An 18,280-nucleotide genomic window follows, 5' to 3' on the forward strand; every position below is an offset into this window, starting at 1 on the left:
ATTTCTGTTCGTCACAACCAAGTTTTGCCATTTGCTTCCTTCAGATTTCACCTCACGGTGAACACCCTTGCATAGGCTAACGGTTCTCGCTCGACTGAGCCCGTAGAGGACTTTCACCTCCTAGAACAACGCCATGCTCGGCGCACACGAAAAAAGGCTCGCATTTCTGCGAGCCTTTCGAATGTGGCGGAGAGATAGGGATTTGAACCCTAGATACGCTACAAACGTATGCCGGTTTTCAAGACCGGTGCTTTCAACCACTCAGCCATCTCTCCGAATTGTATCATCTTAAAAGATGATGGCGGTGAGGGAGGGATTCGAACCCTCGATACGTTGCCGTATACACACTTTCCAGGCGTGCTCCTTCAGCCACTCGGACACCTCACCACATTGTTGTTCGACGCTGTGCGTCTCAACGGCGGCTAATGTAATGGCTTCGGGCCTTAGGGTCAAGCGCTTTTAGTTAAATTATTCACAACTGCCGACGAATGGATCAATTCGTTCCATTCTTAGCCCAATCGATTGTTTTTATTCGCTGCTACACTTCAAAGAATCGCACTCTTTAAGATAAGCACGATGCAATTTCTCGCCAGCGACAGGAATCAGTGATGAGAATATGGTTTTCACTCCTACTCTTCCTAATCAGTATCACCTCGGGGTGGACCTTTGCGGCCCAGGAAGAGAATGAGTCTCGCCTGACACTGCTCGACCAGAAAATAGAAGCACTTCACCAGCAAAATCAAACACCGGAGATCATCAAGGCCCTTGATTCCTTGACCGAAGCAAAAAACCAGCTGGAAAAAACCATTGAGTTTCATAACCAAACCCGAAGATACCGTGAGCTGGTCACCAACTTTAGCGAACAAACACAGGCACTTGCTGAACAGATATCGGCTTTTTCTACTACCGAATTTCCGGATTTCAGCAACTGGGAAGAAGAAAAGCTGACCCAGGAGATCACCGAACAGGACAAAAGGCTAGAGCAGCTTGAGCAAAGCCGAAGTAATAATAAAAACGAACTGCAAGCTGTCGAGCAAGGTATTGATGAGTTTGCCTATTTATCCGAACAATTGCGCGACAAAATCAAGGAAGCAGAAAGCCAGCTCAAACATGAACAGCAGCAGACAGATAGTGAGGACGCCCTGCTACTGTTGGAAATCGCCCATCAGTATTATGTCAGCCAACTATACGCCCTTGAGGCCAAACAGCTCAGTGCGGGAAACCGGCGGACATTAGCCAAGCAGCGCATCCAGCTCAATAACCTCGAAATCGAGGCTCGTCAGGCCTACCGCAACAACCTGCAACGTAGGCTTAGTCGTGTCATGCGAACTAATGCCACCGAACCCTCCCAGAGTAACGAAGAGCTGCCTGAGGAGCTTGACGACCAACCTAAGGCCCTAAAACGTCTTTTACAAGAAAACAAGCGTTATACCCGCGCCCTTGCCACAATCTCGGAAAAAACCGAGCAAGTACAACAACAGCAACAGGCCGCCACCGAGCAAACCGAAACGGTGAACAGTACTGCCGATGACCTAGAGACAATGGCCGAATGGCTAAAGCTCAGTCCCGCCTTTAGCGAAAACCTCCGGACCCGGCTTAACCGGCTACCGTCGAATCCCCCTATCGAAGCGCTTGATAAGGACATCGCCCAGAACCAAATCAAGAAATATGAGTACCAGCAACAGTATGACTCTCTTAAAGAACTCGCCCTGCGGCCTCGTACCAAGAAGCTAACGCCTGAGCAGCAAAAAAAGGAACAGGAACTGATTGAGACCAACCTCACCCTGATAGACAGATTGCTCGACAGATCCGATACCCTTATCTATCAACAGGCAACCTTAAAAGTCGCCTATGAAAACCTCAATACCAACCTCAATGACTTGAGAAGCCAGGCGAACAAACGGTTGTTCTGGGCACCGAATGCAAACACGCTTAGCGTAAACCTGATCACCAACACATGGGAAAAATTGAAATGGTTCTTCTCTCCTTTTCAATGGATAAACCTGCTAAAAGTTCCCACTGTTGTCGATATATCTACCCTAATTTTTGTAATGAGCTTTATTGGCATCATCATCATTTTATTCAGTTGGGTTCGAAAGCACTGGAAAAAATACCTCGCCTCCACCAGCCAGCAGATAGGCAAGGTCACACTGGATAAATTTCGGTTCAGTACCTTGAATGTTTGTGCATCTTTTATCCTGGCCTGGCCGTTTCCCTTTATTATTGGTCTTGTCGGTGTATTGCTCAGCTCAGCCTGGCAGTACCCGTTTGTCCATCACCTTGGTCAGGCGCTTGCCATCCCGGTAGCACTGGCAGTGTTCTGCTTTATTCGCGAGCTTGTCCGAAGCGATGGCCTGTTCATCAGCCACTTTGGCTGGGATCTCGGCCTTGTCCATCGCTGCTTTGCCCACTATCGGCGGCTATTGTGGGTCTACTTTCCCATGATGGTGATACAGGATTTTGCCAACCTCTACAGTGATATTGATGTCAGCGCTACCCTGGGCCGTCTGGCCTTTGTTATTAGCAACATCGCTATCAGTTTTTTCCTCTGGCGCTTATATCACGAAAAAATCCCCATGACCTATGGTGAGGTGCCCGAGGGCAAAGCCCATATCGGCCATAATTTATTTTGGTGGGTATTGATCATCATCCCTCAGGTTCTCAACTACACGGCATTAAAAGGCTACCTGACCTCGTCCCAGTCCGTCATGACCAAACTTGAAGTATCCGCCGTTCTTGGGGTGGTCACTCTGCTTGTTTACTACCTGATCAAACGCCTGATGCTCATTCAGAAAAGACGACTGGCTTTTGACCGGGCCAAGGCCAAACGACAAGAGATACTGGCTCAACGATTAGCCGAAATGAAAGAAGAGAAAGAAGACAGCTTCAGCAGTAGCGAGATGCAGATTGAAATCGAAGAGCCGGAGGTCGATCTTGAAAAAATCAGTGCCCAGTCATTACGACTACTACGTTCATTGCTGTTGTTAATCTACCTGTCTGTCGTGGCCGTTGTATGGTCAGATTTTTATCAGGCTATTACCTTTCTTGAAGACATTACGCTTTGGGACGTAACCAGCACCATTGACGGTATCGACGAACTCAGTGCTATCTCGCTGAAAAGTCTATTGCTTGCTATCCTGGCCTTCTGGCTCACCGCCATCATTGCCCGCGACATGCCGGGGGCAATGGAGCTGCTGATCCTGCAACATTTAGATCTCTCGCCGGGAACAGGTTATGCCATTACCTCGCTGACCCGCTATGTCGCTATTTTCCTCGGGATCATTATCGGCTCGGGGCTTATCGGCTTTGACTGGTCAAAAATGCAATGGCTGGTTGCCGCCCTTGGTGTCGGGCTAGGCTTTGGCATGCAGGAGATCTTCGCCAACTTTATTTCCGGCCTGATCATCTTGTTCGAAAAGCCCATCCGCATCGGAGATACCGTCACTATCCGCCAGCTGACCGGCGTTGTGGCAGTAATTAAAACCCGTGCAACCACGATTGTTGACTGGGACCGTAAAGAAGTGATTGTGCCGAATAAGGCATTTGTGACCGAGCAGTTTATAAACTGGTCGCTATCCGACCCCATTACCCGGGTGACCATTTCTATCAGTGTCAAATATCTCGCTGACAGCGAGTTGGTCACCAAACTGCTGTTTGAAGCTGCTGAAGAATGTGATTTGGTACTCGACAACCCGGCGCCTGAGGTCTTTTTCCTGACCCTGACCGCCGACAGCCAAAACTTCGAAGTCCGGGCCTATGCGGCAGAAACCGCTCACCGACTAAGCCTGACCCATGATCTGCACAACCGGATAAAAACCAAGTTTATCCAGCACAATATCACCATTGCCCACCCTCAGCTGGAAGTGACGATCAAGAAGAAGCAGGCTCACCCGCTGAGCCATTAAGCTTGTCTCGTTTCAGAATAAGACGTTGGCTTAATGACTCGACTACTGGCTGTAATCCAATATAGCCTGCGGGACTTCGACAAGTGGCAGGCTACGCTCAACTGCACCGCGGTTTACGGCCTCCCTGGGCATTCCATAAACGACACAGCTTGCCTCATCCTGGGCCAGTGTCAACGCGCCGGCCTGTCTCATCTCCACCATCCCCTTAACGCCATCATCCCCCATCCCGGTCATTATGATCCCAAGTGCATTGGCCCCTGCCGACTGGGCTACCGAGCGAAACAGCACGTCAACCGAAGGACGATGGCGGCTGACTAACGGCCCGTCAATCACCTCGACATAATATTGCGCCCCACTCCGCTTGAGCAGCATGTGTTTTCCCCCGGGCGCAATTAACGCCTGACCGGGCAACACCCGCATCTTATGCCGGGCCTCCTTAACGCTGATCTCACATAAACTATCTAATCGCTCGGAAAAGGCCGCCGTGAACTTCTCGGGCATATGCTGCACGATTACAATTCCCGGGGACAGCCGCGGCAATGCTTTTAATACCAGTTCCAGTGCCTGAGTCCCCCCAGTCGAGGTACCAATGGCAACGACCTGCTCCGTGGTCTTGAGTGTCGAGTTCTTGCCGGCAGCGAGTATGGTATCGGCACTGAGTTTAGGCTTCACTTTCAGGCTTGAAGCCTTAACCGAGGCTGTCTGAATCGGCTTGAGATTGGCTTTGCTGGCCGCCTTGACGGCACCGATTAATACCTTTGCCGAGTCATGGAGAAAGCCTTTCAACCCCACCTTGGGCTTGGTGATGATCTCGACGGCGCCGGCTGAAATGGCCTGCATCGTCGTTTCCGCCCCTTGCTCTGTCAGGGTCGAGCAAATGACGACCGGCGTCGGTCGCTCTGCCATGATTTTCTTGAGGAAAGAAATCCCGTCCATCCGCGGCATTTCTATATCGAGGACAATGACATCCGGCCATTGCATCCGCATCCTCGTCATGGCAAATAGCGGATCTGCAACAGCGCCACACACTTCAATCTCGCTGTCGGTCTTCAGGACAGAGGAGACAACCTGGCGCACCACAGCCGAGTCATCAACGACCATCACTTTTATTTTCTTTCTTTTCATATTACCTACCTAAAAATGCAATCCTTGATGTATTTTCCATCATACCTTTTGGTAGATACTGGGCTTTATCAAACGCAGCTGATCACTGATCCCCGTTATAGTCTCTGAATGGCCAACCAATATGTGACCGCCGGGCTTTAGCTTTTCCACCACCCGTAACACAACCTCATGCTTGGTTTCCGCAGAAAAATAGATAAGTACATTGCGTAGCAATATCAGATCGAAGAAACCGACGTTTGGCAGCGATGTATTGAGGTTGATCTGTTTGAAGCGAACATGCTCCCGCACCTTGCTGTTGATTAACAATGTCCCCTGCTGGGAGCGCACCCCTTTCAGACAGAATTGTTGCAAATAGCGTTTCGGAATTTCAGCCTGCCTCGAGTTTAGGTATAACCCGCTTTGCGCCTGCTCCAAGACGTTAGCGTTGATATCAGATCCCAGCACACGCCAATCCGGTGAATAGCCACAGTGATCTGCCAGCAACATTGCCAAGCTATACGGCTCCTCGCCCGTTGAGCAGACGGCACTCCAGCAGCGTAGCGGCCGCTGTGATGTGATATTGTCCAGAATATGCCGCTTGATAAAGCCAAAATGCCGAGGTTCCCGAAAAAAGTGGGTTTCGTTGGTCGTTAAGTGATCAACCACTGTTTGTAGCTCCCCTTGCGGGGGATCATTCATCAGCATCCGATAATAATCGGCAAAACTCGTTAAGGAATAATAACGAAGCCGGCTTGCCAGCCTGACTGCAACCAGATTTTTCTTATGTTCACTGAGGGTAATACCGGCCAAATCAAAGATAAGCTGCCGAAACCGCGCGAACTCCCAGTCTGTAATGGCACCCTGATTGAATAACTCACCAGACAGCTTCTGGACTGCATGTTTTGATTCCATGTTGTCCTCCCCTTTAGCCATTACAACAATTGTTTCCCTTTTTCCTGGCAGGCGCCTTGCCCTTGCTGATAGCCATCGCAATGACAAGGCGCTATCTGTGTCAGAAACCGTACTTGTTACGGCTAAAATGCCTCAAAATCCTCCTCAATGATTTCCTGATGCTTATTCTCCAGTTTTTTGGCTGGCTTCTTCGGTGCGAGTGCAGACGGGACAACAGTCCGCTTTCCAGCCACATTTGCTATATGTGGCTCCGGGGCAACAGCAGGCGACTCATTGATGGTAAAGAAGCTCATCAACTGTTGTAACTGCTCGGCCTGCGCACTCATTTCTTCAGCCGTCGATGCCAGCTCTTCAGACGCCGAGGCATTTTGCTGAGTCACTTGATCCATTTGTCCCATCGCCACGCTGATCTGGGTCACGCCGCTAGCCTGTTCATCCGAGGTTGCCGCAATCTCCTGCACCAACTCAGCTGTTTTGGTGATGCTGGGGACAATCTCATCGAGCAAGCGGCCAGCCTGCTCGGCGACCTGAACACTGCTTCCGGCCTGATTACTGATCTCCTGGGCCGCCACCTGACTGCGTTCCGCCAGTTTGCGCACTTCAGCGGCCACTACTGCAAACCCTTTTCCATGTTCGCCAGCTCTCGCTGCTTCGATGGCTGCATTCAATGCCAGCAGATTAGTCTGATAGGCTATGTCTTCGATAATGCTGATTTTCTCGGCAATCTCCTTCATGGCTACCACGGTTTCACTGACAGCACGTCCGCCTTCGGCTGCCTGGCTCGATGCCTTGGTGGCGCGATCGTCTGTAACCTTGGCATTTTCGGCATTTTGCTGCACAGATGCGGCTATTTGCTCCTGAGAAGCACTGGTCTCCTCGACACTGGCGGCCTGCTCGCTGGCAGCCTGGCTTAGGGACTGCGCAGTCGCGCTGATCTCTTCAGAAGCACTGGCCAAACCGTTGGCATTGCTGTTCACATCACCCACAATCTGGCGCAGCTGGTTGCTCATGTGCCCCATTCGGCTTAGTAACTGGCCGGTTTCATCTTTGCTGCTGTTTTCAATCTTACTGTTTAGATCGCCATTCGCCATGGCATCGGCAACGTGCAGCGCTGTCGCCAGCGGACGGGTAATGGTCGAGGCAACCATCATCGCCACCAGCACAATTAAAATAACTGCAACAGCAATGACAATACCGACCATCATCAGCAAGTTAGTGATCGGCGCATTCACCTCGGCTTCATCCACCTCGGCCAACAGTGCCCAATGGGTATCCCCGACATCGACCCGGGTATACGCCGACAATACATTGTTACCGTTATAGTCTTTACCCCGATGAATCCCGGTTTCACCACTCAAGGCTGCGGTGCTGGCCTGGGTATCAACGCCGTTACGCTCCACGGTACCGGCAAAAGAGGCTTTCACCGACCGCCCTTCCTGATCAAGGAACGAGTCAGATCGCATCCGCTTATCCATCCCCACCAGATAAGTTTCTCCGGTTTCCCCCATTCCGCTTCGCTGTTGCATAATTGAATTAACCGCTTCCAGCGGCAACTGGATGGCTACCACCAGTTCAATATCGCCATGTTCAATCAACGGCTGGGCAATAAAAGCTGCCGGCTCGCCGTTACTCGGCGCATAGGGGGCAAAATCAACCATCCCGTACTGGCGCGTCTTCAAGACCTGACGAACCAGCTGACCCAGATTAGAATCAGCATATTTGCCATCCATCATGTTGCTCTTATAGTCTGCCTCATGGTTCACGCTATAGAACACTTCACCGTCTGGATGGATAAGGAAGAGATCGTAGTAACCGTACTTCTGGCTATAACTGGCCAGAAAGTCCGTTGTCTCGCCGGGCTTGATACTGATAAAGGCCTGTTCCAGATCCATGGCCGATACCAGCGCCCAGTTGAGCCCGAAAATATCAAGCGGAGAAGCCGATACCATCAAGAGCCTTCCGCTCTGATCGGTGTAGGCCCCATCGACCACCTTGCCCGTCAGTGACTGCTCGACAAAAAGATCGTTGGCCGGCATACCAATCTGATGCTCAGTCCCGTCCGTACCAACAAAATTACTTCGCAAGGTATTGCTGCCAGAATAGTTCCCGACCAGATAGGTCTCGACCACTTCCCCGAGGTTGTCATCACGCTGCATGATGGCATCAATGCCTTCTGTCGGGATCTGCATAACAAGCACCCCTAACAGCTCCTCTTTGCTAATAACGGGCGCGCCGATAAATGCCGATTGCTGATTATTCGACGGGGCGTAAGGGGAAAAATCTTCAATGGCCACACCTGACTGGGCCTTGCCAAATAGCCGGCCAATACCACTGTCACGTAACGGCCCGGATTTTATGTTTTGCCCGAGGTCGGCTTCCTGCGTGACGGAATAAACAATTTCACCGTCGACATTCACCAAAAACAGATCATAGAAACCATAATGCTCGGTATAGCGACTCAGCCAGGATCCGTACTGACTATCTACGGCTTGCCAGTCAGCACCGCCAGCTTGCAGACCGGCATTTCGATAGGCAATATCGAAGCCGATTAACGCCTCGGAGGCAGCATCACTTTCCGCCAGAATAACGATATCATCCTGCAGAGCCCGAAAATGCCCTTCAATTTGAGCGCGCTTACTCTGTTTCGCGGCATGAAGCTTGTTGAGCGTATTAGTCCGTAGCGTATCGACGGTATCTACCAAAACGCCTAAGTCGCTCTGACGCTCCGCGAAATAATCTTCTATCTGAGATTTTTTCACATCTCGCATGGCGATGAGCTGATGGTTAGACTCCATGGTCAACGCATCTGCAGCCGCTTTTACGGCAATAAATACAACAATAGCCAATGGAATAAGACTGACCAGCAAAAACAGGCCGATCAACTTAGGTCTCATCCTGATGTCACTAAAACGGAGCATAACGCCTCCCTGGATTAATATTCCGGTTATTAATTATTCAATAATCACCCGCTTTTGCAGCCAGCCTAACCAACAGCAACCACACCTAAACGGCTATTCCTGCAACGCCTCAAGCGATGACAGCTCTTCCACTGACAGCACCCGGCCAACATTCAACAGCACGATGAACTCATCATTTACTTTGCCCATCCCTTCAATAAAATCGGTCCGGAGCCGGGCACCGAAGCTCGGCGCAGGCTCTATATCCGTCAGCGGGATATCAAGCACTTCGCTAACGGCATCAACCACCACACCAATTTCGATGCGCTCCCCTTCGCTTTCTACCTCGACAATCACAATACAGCTGCGCTTGGTCACCTTCGTGGTCGGCCAGCTAAAACGCACTGCCAGGTCAATAATGGGCACGACATTGCCGCGTACATTAATCACACCGCGGACGAACTCAGGAACCATGGGAACCACAGTCAACTGGCCATACTCGATAATCTCTTTAATGGGACGGATATTGATAGCAAACAGCTCCTCCCGCAGAACAAATGTCAGGAACTGCTGTTGCTCTTGTGTGATATCTACGTCCTTATCTTCTTGGCCTCTGGACTCTGCCAGAGCTAGGCTTTGCGTCATTGCGCCCCCCTCTATATGCTGCAACCGGGCTAAATACCCATTTATTCAGACTTCGAGCTGTACACCGTGGTGGTTTTGAACCCTGGCTATGACACTACCTCTGCATGGCCGATATAACGCGGTGCGCAATGTGTTTCTGCATCCCGGATCAGAGCCGGGACGTCCAGGATCATTGCCACCTCGCCACTGCCCAGGATCGTCGATCCGCTGATCCCGCTAAGATGCGAAAAAATCTTGCTTAACGGCTTAATAACGGTTTGAAGCTCGCCCTGTAACTGGTCAACGACGAATCCGGCTTTTTGCTCGCCGCTCTGTACCACAACGATATTGCGTTGTTTGACATCAATATGGCTTTCCTTGAATCGCTGCCTCAGGTTGATAAAGGGCAGGATCTCCCCCCGCAGATTGACGTAATTACCGTTTTTGCTGTGCTGCTCGCTGTACTCGATACACTCGACAACCGCATCAAGTGGAATAACGTAGCTAGATACCCCCACCCCAACCGCGAAGCCATCGATAATAGAGAGCGTCAAGGGAAGGCGAAGGCGCAGCAAAGAGCCCTCACCCAGCCTGCTTTCGACTTCTATACTGCCCTGCAACGCCTCGATGTTACGCTTGACCACATCCATGCCGACCCCTCTGCCCGAGAGATCGCTCACCGCGGTTTTGGTCGTCAGGCCAGCCTCCAATATCAGCCGGAGGATTTCTTTCTCGCTCATCGGCTGCTCTGCGCTGATAAGCCCGTTCTCAACCGCCTTGGCCCGTACCTTAACCGGGTCTATGCCTCCCCCGTCGTCACACACTTCAATCACAATGCTGCCAGAGTCGTAATAGGCCCGTAGGATCACCGTACCGGTAGCTGGCTTTCCTTTCGCCAGCCTGTCTTCCTTGGCCTCGATACCGTGGTCAATCGCATTTCTAACCAGGTGCATCAGTGGGTCGTTGATTTTCTCTACGACACCTTTATCAAGCTCGGTCTCGCCGCCTTCAATCATCAGCCGGATATCTTTGTCCAAATCACGGCTTATCTCCCGTACCACACGGTGGAAGCGCTTGAAGGTCTCGTCGATTGGTATCATTCTCAGGTGCAGCGACAGCCCTCTAATTTCTTCAACCAGCAAAGAAACTGCCGCGCTGGATTCCCTCAGTTCAGGATCGCCGTTCTGCTTCGCCAGCAAGCTCGTATTGGCACCGGCAATCACCAGTTCGCCCACCAGGTTAATCAACTGATCCAGTTTGTGGGCATCAACCCGGAGACTGCGGCTTTCCTGCCGCTTGAGATCTGGCAGGCCCGCCGTCGCTTTTTTGGGAGTCACTTCTTGAGGGGATAACTGCTGCGCTGGCTCCCCAACATCCGACTGAGATGGCGATTGTGGCTGTAACTGTGGCTCTAGTTGTGGCTGTAACAGGGTGTCGGAATCAGGATCATGCATAGCCTGAGCAGGCTGGATAATGTCAGCCTGGGGCGCCTCCATCACATACGCCAGTTCCTCTTGAGTCAGCGCTCCACACTGAATAAGCAACTGACCCAGTTCGTCAGCCTCCTGATCAAGCTCTTTTATTAGCGCGACATATTGCTGCAGATCACTATGGGGAGGGATGATGTGGATCTGGCTCTCGTCGGCTACAAACTCAAAAACCGACTGCAAGGTTACCTGATCGGCATCACTATCAAGCTGCAGCTCAAGGCCAAGATAGCAGGATTCGGGATCCATCAGGCTGCTGCCGGGCAAGGCAAACAGGGGCACCAGCTCCACGATGTCACCCAGAGAGCTGAGATAGCGTAAAAATGACAACGGATCCATACCGTTACGCAAGACACCCTCGCCAAACCGCAACGAAAAATGCCAATAGGGGTTGAATGCGACTCGGTTGGTATTGCTGTGATCCCGCCCAGGTAGGTGCTCGGTATATTGACCCAATGATGAAAGATTATTAACGCCGCAGTGTTGCTGAGAACCCGCCGAGCCCGACAACTGCGCCAGTAAGGCCTGACCTTGCACCGCCAGCTCCTGCCCGCTCGAGGCATCCTGATTGCCCAGTTGCTCAATCAGACTTTCAATATGATCCCGACAGTCTAACAACACGGCAATCAGCGTATCATCGCAATGACGCTCACCGGCTCTGACTTTCTCCAGAACATTTTCAACCGTATGGGTAAAGGCAACAATGCCGTCATAGCCAAACAGCCCTGCCGCCCCCTTGATGGTATGTGCAGCACGAAATACCAAGTTGATCATCTCGATATTTTCCGGGGCTGCCTTCAACTTGTTTAAAGCCGATTCCATCTCCTGCAGCAGATCCAGGCTTTCATCGACAAACATCTCTTGGGCATGTTCCATCTCTTCCATTTTCGCTCCTTGATCATGGGGCAATGAAACCCGGCGGCTACATAGGCGGTAGGTTGAATAACGGCTCGAGCCGCAGCAAGGCAATGGACTCCATTGCCGCTGTACTGGTCGCGGTGATGGTGAATATCTTGCCTGTCAAGGCTGCCTCTTGCTGGCAAAGCCATAACAGCTGCAAACCGGCGGTATCCAGCTCACTGATCTCGCTAAGATCGATAGCTAGTGATTCTGCATCCTGTAAACAGGTCAACAATCGAGGCTTTAGCTCAGCGGTGTTATAGATAGACATTTCCCCGCAGAGGCTTAGCCTGCACTGCGTACCCGCTTGTTCCTGTGCTATCGTGATGTCCATTGGCTGCTCCCACTCAAGGCAATATCAATTTGGAGACGGCATCGAGTAACTGAGGAGGCTGGAAAGGTTTGACCACCCAGGCTTTGGCTCCCGCAGCCCTTCCCTCCTGTTTCTTGTGGTCCTGTGACTCTGTCGTCAGAATAATGATGGGAGTGAATTTATAACGAGGCAGCTTTTTGACCTCTTTGACAAAGGTGATCCCGTCCATCCTCGGCATATTGACGTCGGTAATGATCAGGTTCACCTTCTTGCCATCGAGTTTACCCAGCCCGTCAACACCATCATTCGCTTCAATCACCTCATAGCCAGCTCCTCTGAGGGCAATTCCAACGACCTGACGGATCGGCGCCGAATCATCCAAAATCAAAATTGTCTTAGCCATAGTACTCTCCGAGGGTTAAAAGAAAGTTATCTCGCTATCTTTAGAAGAAGCTGTCGTCGCCTCGCCTTTCTCATGATTATGGTGTTGCTCCTGGGCAACATAGTCCCGCTTCATTTCATTGAGCCAGTTGGTCACATCAAGGCGATGTGCCTCGTCATCACTATGCTGCTCTGACTCGTAATCAGTGATTTCTGCCTGCAGCTTGTCCAGGTTTTTTTCTACCTGAGTAATGATCTGGCTGACACGATCCTGAAACTGCAGCGACACGATCACGCCGGAAATCTCACGCTGAATATCCAGGTTTTTATCTTGCAGTAATGAGGTCGAGTCAGTGAGTTCGGAGGCCAGTTGCTTGAAGTTTGCCAGGATTGATTCAATATTGGTTTCTGACGCCGCCTCAGCCTGGGCATCCTGACGTGCGCTCTGCTCAGCGATATTGACGGTATCGTCCATGGCCTGATTAATCAGCGACACCTTGTCTCGGATATGTTTCCCTGTTTCACCGGATAGCTGCGATAGCTTGCGCACCTCGCCGGCAACAACCGCAAAGCCGCGGCCCTGATCACCCGCTCTTGCCGCCTCGATAGCCGCATTCAGGGCCAACAGGTTTGTTTGTTCGGCAATCTTGGCAACATCAACCGCCATACTGTCGAGCTCTTCGGTATAACTTGCCAGATGGCGGACCTGAGACAGCATCTCTTCCTTGGCCTGCATTGCCGAACGGAGCAGATCGACAACCTGATCCAGCCGCTGCTCACTGTCGTTGAGTACAGCAAACACGCCATTGTCACTCTGATCGGGCCCGCCGCCTGCAACATTCTGGGACTCAGTAACAGCCTGATCCAATTCACTGATGATTTCTGAAAAGCGCTGCGACAAAGCAGTCACTTCCGTTTCGGTTTGCACCCTAACGGTACATAACTGCCTCTGCCAGATAGGCAATATCTGCAGGCACAGATCGACCAACTGTTTCAGTTCTTGCTTAGCATGCTGCTGTTTATACAGCATCTCGTTATTTTGCCGGTCACGAACATCTGCCACCGCTCTGTCATAGCCCGCAAGCAAAAAACGTGCAGCAAAATAGCTGATGACGATAAGTCCGCCAGCTATTACCCAAGACAGATCACTGACTTCGCCTACCAGAAGGACCCCAGTTGCCGCAACACTGGACAGTCCTACAGGTACCCATAAAAAACGGCTTCTTTCCATAAAGCCCCGCTGCCAAATTCAATACATAATGTTCCCAGATGGAATACTGAAGTATAGGCACACAAACTAATGGAATATTGAAAGAAAGGCATAACCGAATACGGTATAACTCAAAACCTTGACGAAGTTCAAATATTGAACACTATCAAATAGTTCCGCTACCATACCGATATATTCAGGATATTTTGCTACATGCGGGGGTATTTCCATTTCGGTACCAGATTACATAACTGGTTGCATATCATGTTTACTAACAATATCTACTGTCCAGATACGAAAAAAGCTCCCGTAGGAGCTTTTTGACACTGTGCTGTTATAGCCTGTTAGGCTTGCTGATGGTAATAGCCAGGTACACGGAACATACGACGGCAGCTATCCAGGAACAGGCCATACACCACGCCCAGAGCACCTGATACAAATGCATTACTGGTTACAGCCGTAACGATTTGATCGAAATCTGCCCCGACAACAAACAAGATGCCTGCATAGACCGGCGACTGAAACAGGACATAGGCAACCATATCAGACAGGCTTTTCATCCCGTTAGTTGGTGAAAAACGATAACCAGAGCGGATCACAAAGTCACGAAAAAGCCCATATGGCCAGGCAATCGCAATATTGACCGGGATAGATAAGGTTCGCGATGCTAAAGATTGTTCAAATGTCATCCCCGACACGAACACCTCAATCAACATGCCAGTCACAAAACTGAAAACCACCATAGCAAATGTATCAGCAGCCGCATTACGCACATTGAATTGACCTTTAACAGACATACCGCAAACCTCCAAAATAGAAAATAAGGCCAGAAAAAACAGAATTAAAAGACTCTTTCACTGGCTAAAAAGCAATAAGCCAGTTGATTTGCGTATTAGAACAGGTTTTAACCAGAATTAATCACCAAAGATCTAATAAACTGGTAAACTTACAACTACTTTTGACATACAAATTGGCACAAATCACCACAAAAGCGGCAATGCCGTGCTGCATGTTAAATTTTGGTAGAAAGTAGATTCAAAACACACACTAAAGTTTACAGTTTTAGCTGAAATATGAACGCTAAAGGAAAGAAAGAAGAGAATTAGCATCAACAGTCAGTTTAAACCTTGAAAAATGCAAGGTTAAAAAACAACCAACAGATAAAACAGTGACAAAATTAAACCTAAATAGCTGAATTAAAAGAAATTAATTTTAGTCGTAAAGAAAACAACCGAACAGAATAAAGTCTCAGAATATTAATAAAAAACCAATCATAAGGCTCATATACCGCGACAACTCAATACATTTATTCCAGCCCACTACCATTCGCCGTACACATGATCGAACTTGATACTATTGGCTAACTTTTATCCGTAACATTGATGCGATTCATGATGGATATTGCAAGAAACCTATTACTCGCACCATACCGGCTGCTACGAGTTGAGTCTTAAGGGCTGTAATTAAATTACATAAATTGAAGAATATAACAGGCACTGCAACAATACAGGCAATTGACACAGTGCCTTATAGTTGTTCACGAGCGCTCAAACACCACCGTTTTGTCGTTAAACAAAAATACCCGTTTCTCGACGTGATAATGAATGGCCCTCGCCAATGTCAGGGACTCTACGTCCATCCCCTTTCGTGCCAAATCCGCGGGGTAATAAGTATGATCGACCGTTTCCATCCCCTGAGTAATGATCGGCCCTTCATCCAGATCATCACTGACATAATGCGCCGTGGCCCCTACCATCTTGACCCCCTTGTTATAGGCCTGATGATATGGCTTAGCCCCTTTGAAGCCCGGTAGCAGCGAATGATGAATATTGATGGCCTTTCCTGACCAGCGAACACACATGTCATGAGAGAGTACCTGCATATAGCGAGCAAGTATCAGCAATTCACAACCTGTTTCGTCCAGGACCGCTTGCACCTGGGCCTCCTGTTGCGGCTTGGTGTCAGCGGTAATGGGAAAGTGGTAATACGGGAGATCGTGCCATTCGGCCAGTGACTGCAGATCTGGATGATTGGAAATCACGGCGCGAATATCTACCGGAAGGTTGCCGGTCCGGTAGCGGTATAACAGGTCGTTTAGACAGTGATCATATTTTGACACCATGATCACCACTCTAGGCCAGTAATCCGATGGCGTCAGCGCCCATTCCATATCAAACGCCTTGGCCCGTTCGGCAAAGCGGGTACAGAATGCCGATTGGTCAAGTGGCGTATTATCCTCGACACGAAACACCGTACGAATAAAAAAACGGTGATTCAACGCATCATCAAAGGAATTCAGCTCATTGATGTAACAACCAAACTCCCGCAGAAAACGGGTAACAACATCCACCGTCCCCGACTGGCCCGGACAGCTCGCCGTTAAAATATAGGTCGCACTTTGCTGGTTCATATCCTCCCCCCTGTTCAGTAGCAACGCCGGCACGCCTTAATTCGGGCGCTCTTCTCTAGCAGAATAGAGTACGAAACGGGAGACTATTGCGTTTTTTCTCAATTACGCCACAGACATAACATAATTTGAAACGGGGAAAGATATAGGCCTGGGGAGAATAGCCCTGGAATCTGGCAATTTGATAAGCTTCAGATACGAAAAAACCCGTTGAAAATCAACGGGTTTTCTCTGAATTTGATGGCGGTGAGGGAGGGATTCGAACCCTCGATACGTTGCCGTATACACACTTTCCAGGCGTGCTCCTTCAGCCACTCGGACACCTCACCATCTTGTTGCTGAGCAATAGGAGCAAGCTGCTATTTTCTCAACGGAGCGCTACTATAGTGCTCTCGCGGTGGAAGGTCAATAAAAATCAATATTTAGGCTGTCAGATGTCTATTTTTACGACGGTATTGGCCATCGCGACGATAAAAAGAGTACTTAAGCTGTGCTGAGCACCCCAGGCTGCTACAATAGCCAGCATTGCAACCATTCTATCTATTACTGTTAACACTTTATGCCAGCGTATGTCGGCGTAGAGGGAAAACATACAACCGAACTGAGATTGTATTATGTCTTCACCGCTAAGTGAGTTACTGAAAAACCCACAGCTAGCCGAGCAACTGTTGTCCGAAGCCCAGACCCGCGGTTTTGTTTCCGCGATGGCAGCAGCGCCACACCTGATTGATCCGTCCGAGTGGCTGGCTTTTCTGTGGGGAGGCGATGAAACCTCACCATTTGAGAGCCACGAAGAGCTTGAAGCTTATGCCAATGAAATCGTCAATATGTGGAACCAAAGCCGCGAGGACTTGCTGACAGGCCAATGGCATTGGCCAGAAGGCTGCACGCTTGACGACAAGGAGCTGGTTACCGAAGCAACCCGTGAGCTGGCAGAAGGTATGTTACAAGGCTGGCAGCTTTCCCGTGACGATTGGGATACCATCATGCCGGAAGGCAGTGAGGACAATGCACTGCTAGGTGGTGTATTGCTGTGTTTCAGCCTGCTTTATGATCCTGAAAATGCGATGGAAGCCTTGTCTCAGGAAGGTGCTGACGGTCTTGCCCAGTTCGAGGAAATCTTCACATCTGTTCCGACCATGCTTTGCGGCCTGACAATAAAAGCGCAGGCGCTGGTACAAGAGCAATAACAATGATTGGCTACGAAATGCTGTTAATGTCTCATTTCGTAGCCTGCTACCCTGGCTTTCTCTCTAAGGCCTGTCAGGCACTCGCCAGCTTACGGCGCTGATAAACGTAGATCAATCCAAAAGCCGGCAAGTTCATCAGCAACCCATACAGCAATGGCGTTAATGCCAACTCCGGGCGCTGCAGTTGCACCACTGCAACAAAGATAGCCGTCCCTGCATTCTGTACCCCGACTTCAATGGCCAGTGTCTTAGCCAGTACCTTATCACCACGCAGCATTTTAGCCACGAAGGCACCCAACAGCATACCCGTCACACACAGGCTAAGCGCCGCTACCGATGCCACCGAAAAGAGCTGGTGAAAAACACCGGCATTGGCAGCAACTGTCACTATGACAGTCAAAAACAGCGCCCCTAGCGACGAACGGCCGGCAAAATGAGAGAACCGTGCGAACCAGTCACCCTTAGCCCAATGACGAGTCACCATGCCCAGCAATACGGGAACCAGCGTGACCGCAGTGAGCTGCAAAATAGCCGTTTTCAGCGGGAAGACAAGCTGGGCATCCGGGACAACCAAAAGCAGCATCAGCGGCAGGCTGAACGGAATGATCAGGCTACTGACCGCCGTCATACTGATAGAAAGCGCCGAGTCACCGCCGCTCATATGGGTTATCGCATTTGACGAGGCACCTCCCGGCGCCAATGCGAGCAACCATAGGCCTATAGCTACCGGCTCTGGCAAGGCAAACAGGGTAATAATAATGTATGCCAGTAACGGCAGCCCTAGCAACTGGGCTAGCAGCCCCATAAATACCCGACCAGGATATTGCCCGACCCGCTTAAAGTCAGCGGTAGACAGGGTCAGCCCGACGCAATACATCATCCATGCGAGGGCAATCGGCAATGCCACTGTTAACATTGTCTGGCTCATTGTTATTTATCCTTGTTATACC

At 50.2% G+C, this 18,280-nt stretch carries 13 protein-coding genes and 3 tRNA genes; 2 read left to right on the forward strand and 14 right to left on the reverse strand.

Going from position 1 to position 18,280, the window contains the following annotated elements; genetic code table 11:
* Positions 1–184: 184 nt before the first annotated feature.
* Both EIZ48_RS09210 and EIZ48_RS09215 read right to left on the reverse strand, forming a co-directional pair.
* A tRNA-Ser gene (locus EIZ48_RS09210) sits at positions 185–275 on the reverse strand.
* Positions 276–299: 24 nt separating this feature from the next.
* Positions 300–387: transfer RNA gene (locus tag EIZ48_RS09215), tRNA-Ser, on the reverse strand.
* Positions 388–608: 221 nt separating this feature from the next.
* On the opposite strand from EIZ48_RS09215, the gene mscM reads away from it, so the two are divergent.
* Entirely contained in the window at positions 609–3,905 is a 3,297-nt protein-coding gene (mscM, locus tag EIZ48_RS09220; protein ID WP_160650350.1) for a miniconductance mechanosensitive channel MscM, read from the forward strand.
* Positions 3,906–3,947: 42 nt separating this feature from the next.
* Here the strand turns inward: mscM and EIZ48_RS09225 are convergent, their stop codons facing one another.
* From EIZ48_RS09225 to EIZ48_RS09275, 11 genes are all read right to left on the reverse strand, one after another.
* Complete coding sequence (locus EIZ48_RS09225; RefSeq protein ID WP_160650351.1) at positions 3,948–5,030, reverse strand: protein-glutamate methylesterase/protein-glutamine glutaminase; 1,083 nt, start codon at positions 5,028–5,030, stop codon at positions 3,948–3,950.
* A 39-nt stretch (positions 5,031–5,069) separates the two neighbouring features.
* Positions 5,070–5,921, reverse strand: a complete 852-nt coding sequence (locus EIZ48_RS09230; protein WP_160650353.1) for a CheR family methyltransferase — start codon at positions 5,919–5,921, stop codon at positions 5,070–5,072.
* 122 nt (positions 5,922–6,043) lie between these two features.
* Positions 6,044–8,839: a methyl-accepting chemotaxis protein gene (locus EIZ48_RS09235; protein WP_160650355.1), complete on the reverse strand. Its 2,796-nt coding sequence runs from the start codon at positions 8,837–8,839 to the stop codon at positions 6,044–6,046.
* A 93-nt stretch (positions 8,840–8,932) separates the two neighbouring features.
* A complete protein-coding gene (locus EIZ48_RS09240) occupies positions 8,933–9,463 on the reverse strand; it encodes a chemotaxis protein CheW (protein ID WP_160650357.1) in 531 nt (176 codons plus the stop codon).
* Between the two features lie 86 nt (positions 9,464–9,549).
* Positions 9,550–11,814 carry a chemotaxis protein CheA gene (locus tag EIZ48_RS09245; protein WP_160650359.1) on the reverse strand — a complete coding sequence of 755 codons (2,265 nt, stop codon included), beginning with the start codon at positions 11,812–11,814 and terminating at the stop codon, positions 9,550–9,552.
* Positions 11,815–11,851: 37 nt separating this feature from the next.
* Complete coding sequence (locus EIZ48_RS09250) at positions 11,852–12,163, reverse strand: STAS domain-containing protein (protein ID WP_160650361.1); 312 nt, start codon at positions 12,161–12,163, stop codon at positions 11,852–11,854.
* A 13-nt stretch (positions 12,164–12,176) separates the two neighbouring features.
* The gene (locus EIZ48_RS09255; RefSeq protein ID WP_075768397.1) at positions 12,177–12,545 is read right to left on the reverse strand and encodes a response regulator; all 369 of its coding nucleotides are present in this window, start codon (positions 12,543–12,545) and stop codon (positions 12,177–12,179) included.
* A 15-nt stretch (positions 12,546–12,560) separates the two neighbouring features.
* The gene (locus EIZ48_RS29915) at positions 12,561–13,754 is read right to left on the reverse strand and encodes a methyl-accepting chemotaxis protein (RefSeq protein ID WP_160650363.1); all 1,194 of its coding nucleotides are present in this window, start codon (positions 13,752–13,754) and stop codon (positions 12,561–12,563) included.
* A 323-nt stretch (positions 13,755–14,077) separates the two neighbouring features.
* Positions 14,078–14,530 carry an L-alanine exporter AlaE gene (locus EIZ48_RS09265; RefSeq protein WP_160650365.1) on the reverse strand — a complete coding sequence of 151 codons (453 nt, stop codon included), beginning with the start codon at positions 14,528–14,530 and terminating at the stop codon, positions 14,078–14,080.
* Positions 14,531–15,270: 740 nt separating this feature from the next.
* Complete coding sequence (purU, locus tag EIZ48_RS09270; protein ID WP_160650367.1) at positions 15,271–16,143, reverse strand: formyltetrahydrofolate deformylase; 873 nt, start codon at positions 16,141–16,143, stop codon at positions 15,271–15,273.
* A 238-nt stretch (positions 16,144–16,381) separates the two neighbouring features.
* Positions 16,382–16,469 (reverse strand) — tRNA-Ser (locus EIZ48_RS09275).
* A 285-nt stretch (positions 16,470–16,754) separates the two neighbouring features.
* On the opposite strand from EIZ48_RS09275, the gene EIZ48_RS09280 reads away from it, so the two are divergent.
* Positions 16,755–17,330 (forward strand): UPF0149 family protein, encoded by a 576-nt coding sequence (locus EIZ48_RS09280; RefSeq protein WP_160650369.1) that lies wholly within the window; start codon positions 16,755–16,757, stop codon positions 17,328–17,330.
* A gap of 73 nt (positions 17,331–17,403) precedes the next feature.
* Here EIZ48_RS09280 and EIZ48_RS09285 read toward each other — a convergent pair whose 3' ends face one another.
* Entirely contained in the window at positions 17,404–18,258 is an 855-nt protein-coding gene (locus EIZ48_RS09285) for a bile acid:sodium symporter family protein (RefSeq protein WP_160650371.1), read from the reverse strand.
* Between the last annotated feature and the right edge of the window lie 22 nt (positions 18,259–18,280).

It is taken from the genome of Photobacterium alginatilyticum (genome assembly GCF_009910675.1).
In the GTDB taxonomy this organism is placed as follows: domain Bacteria; phylum Pseudomonadota; class Gammaproteobacteria; order Enterobacterales; family Vibrionaceae; genus Photobacterium; species Photobacterium alginatilyticum.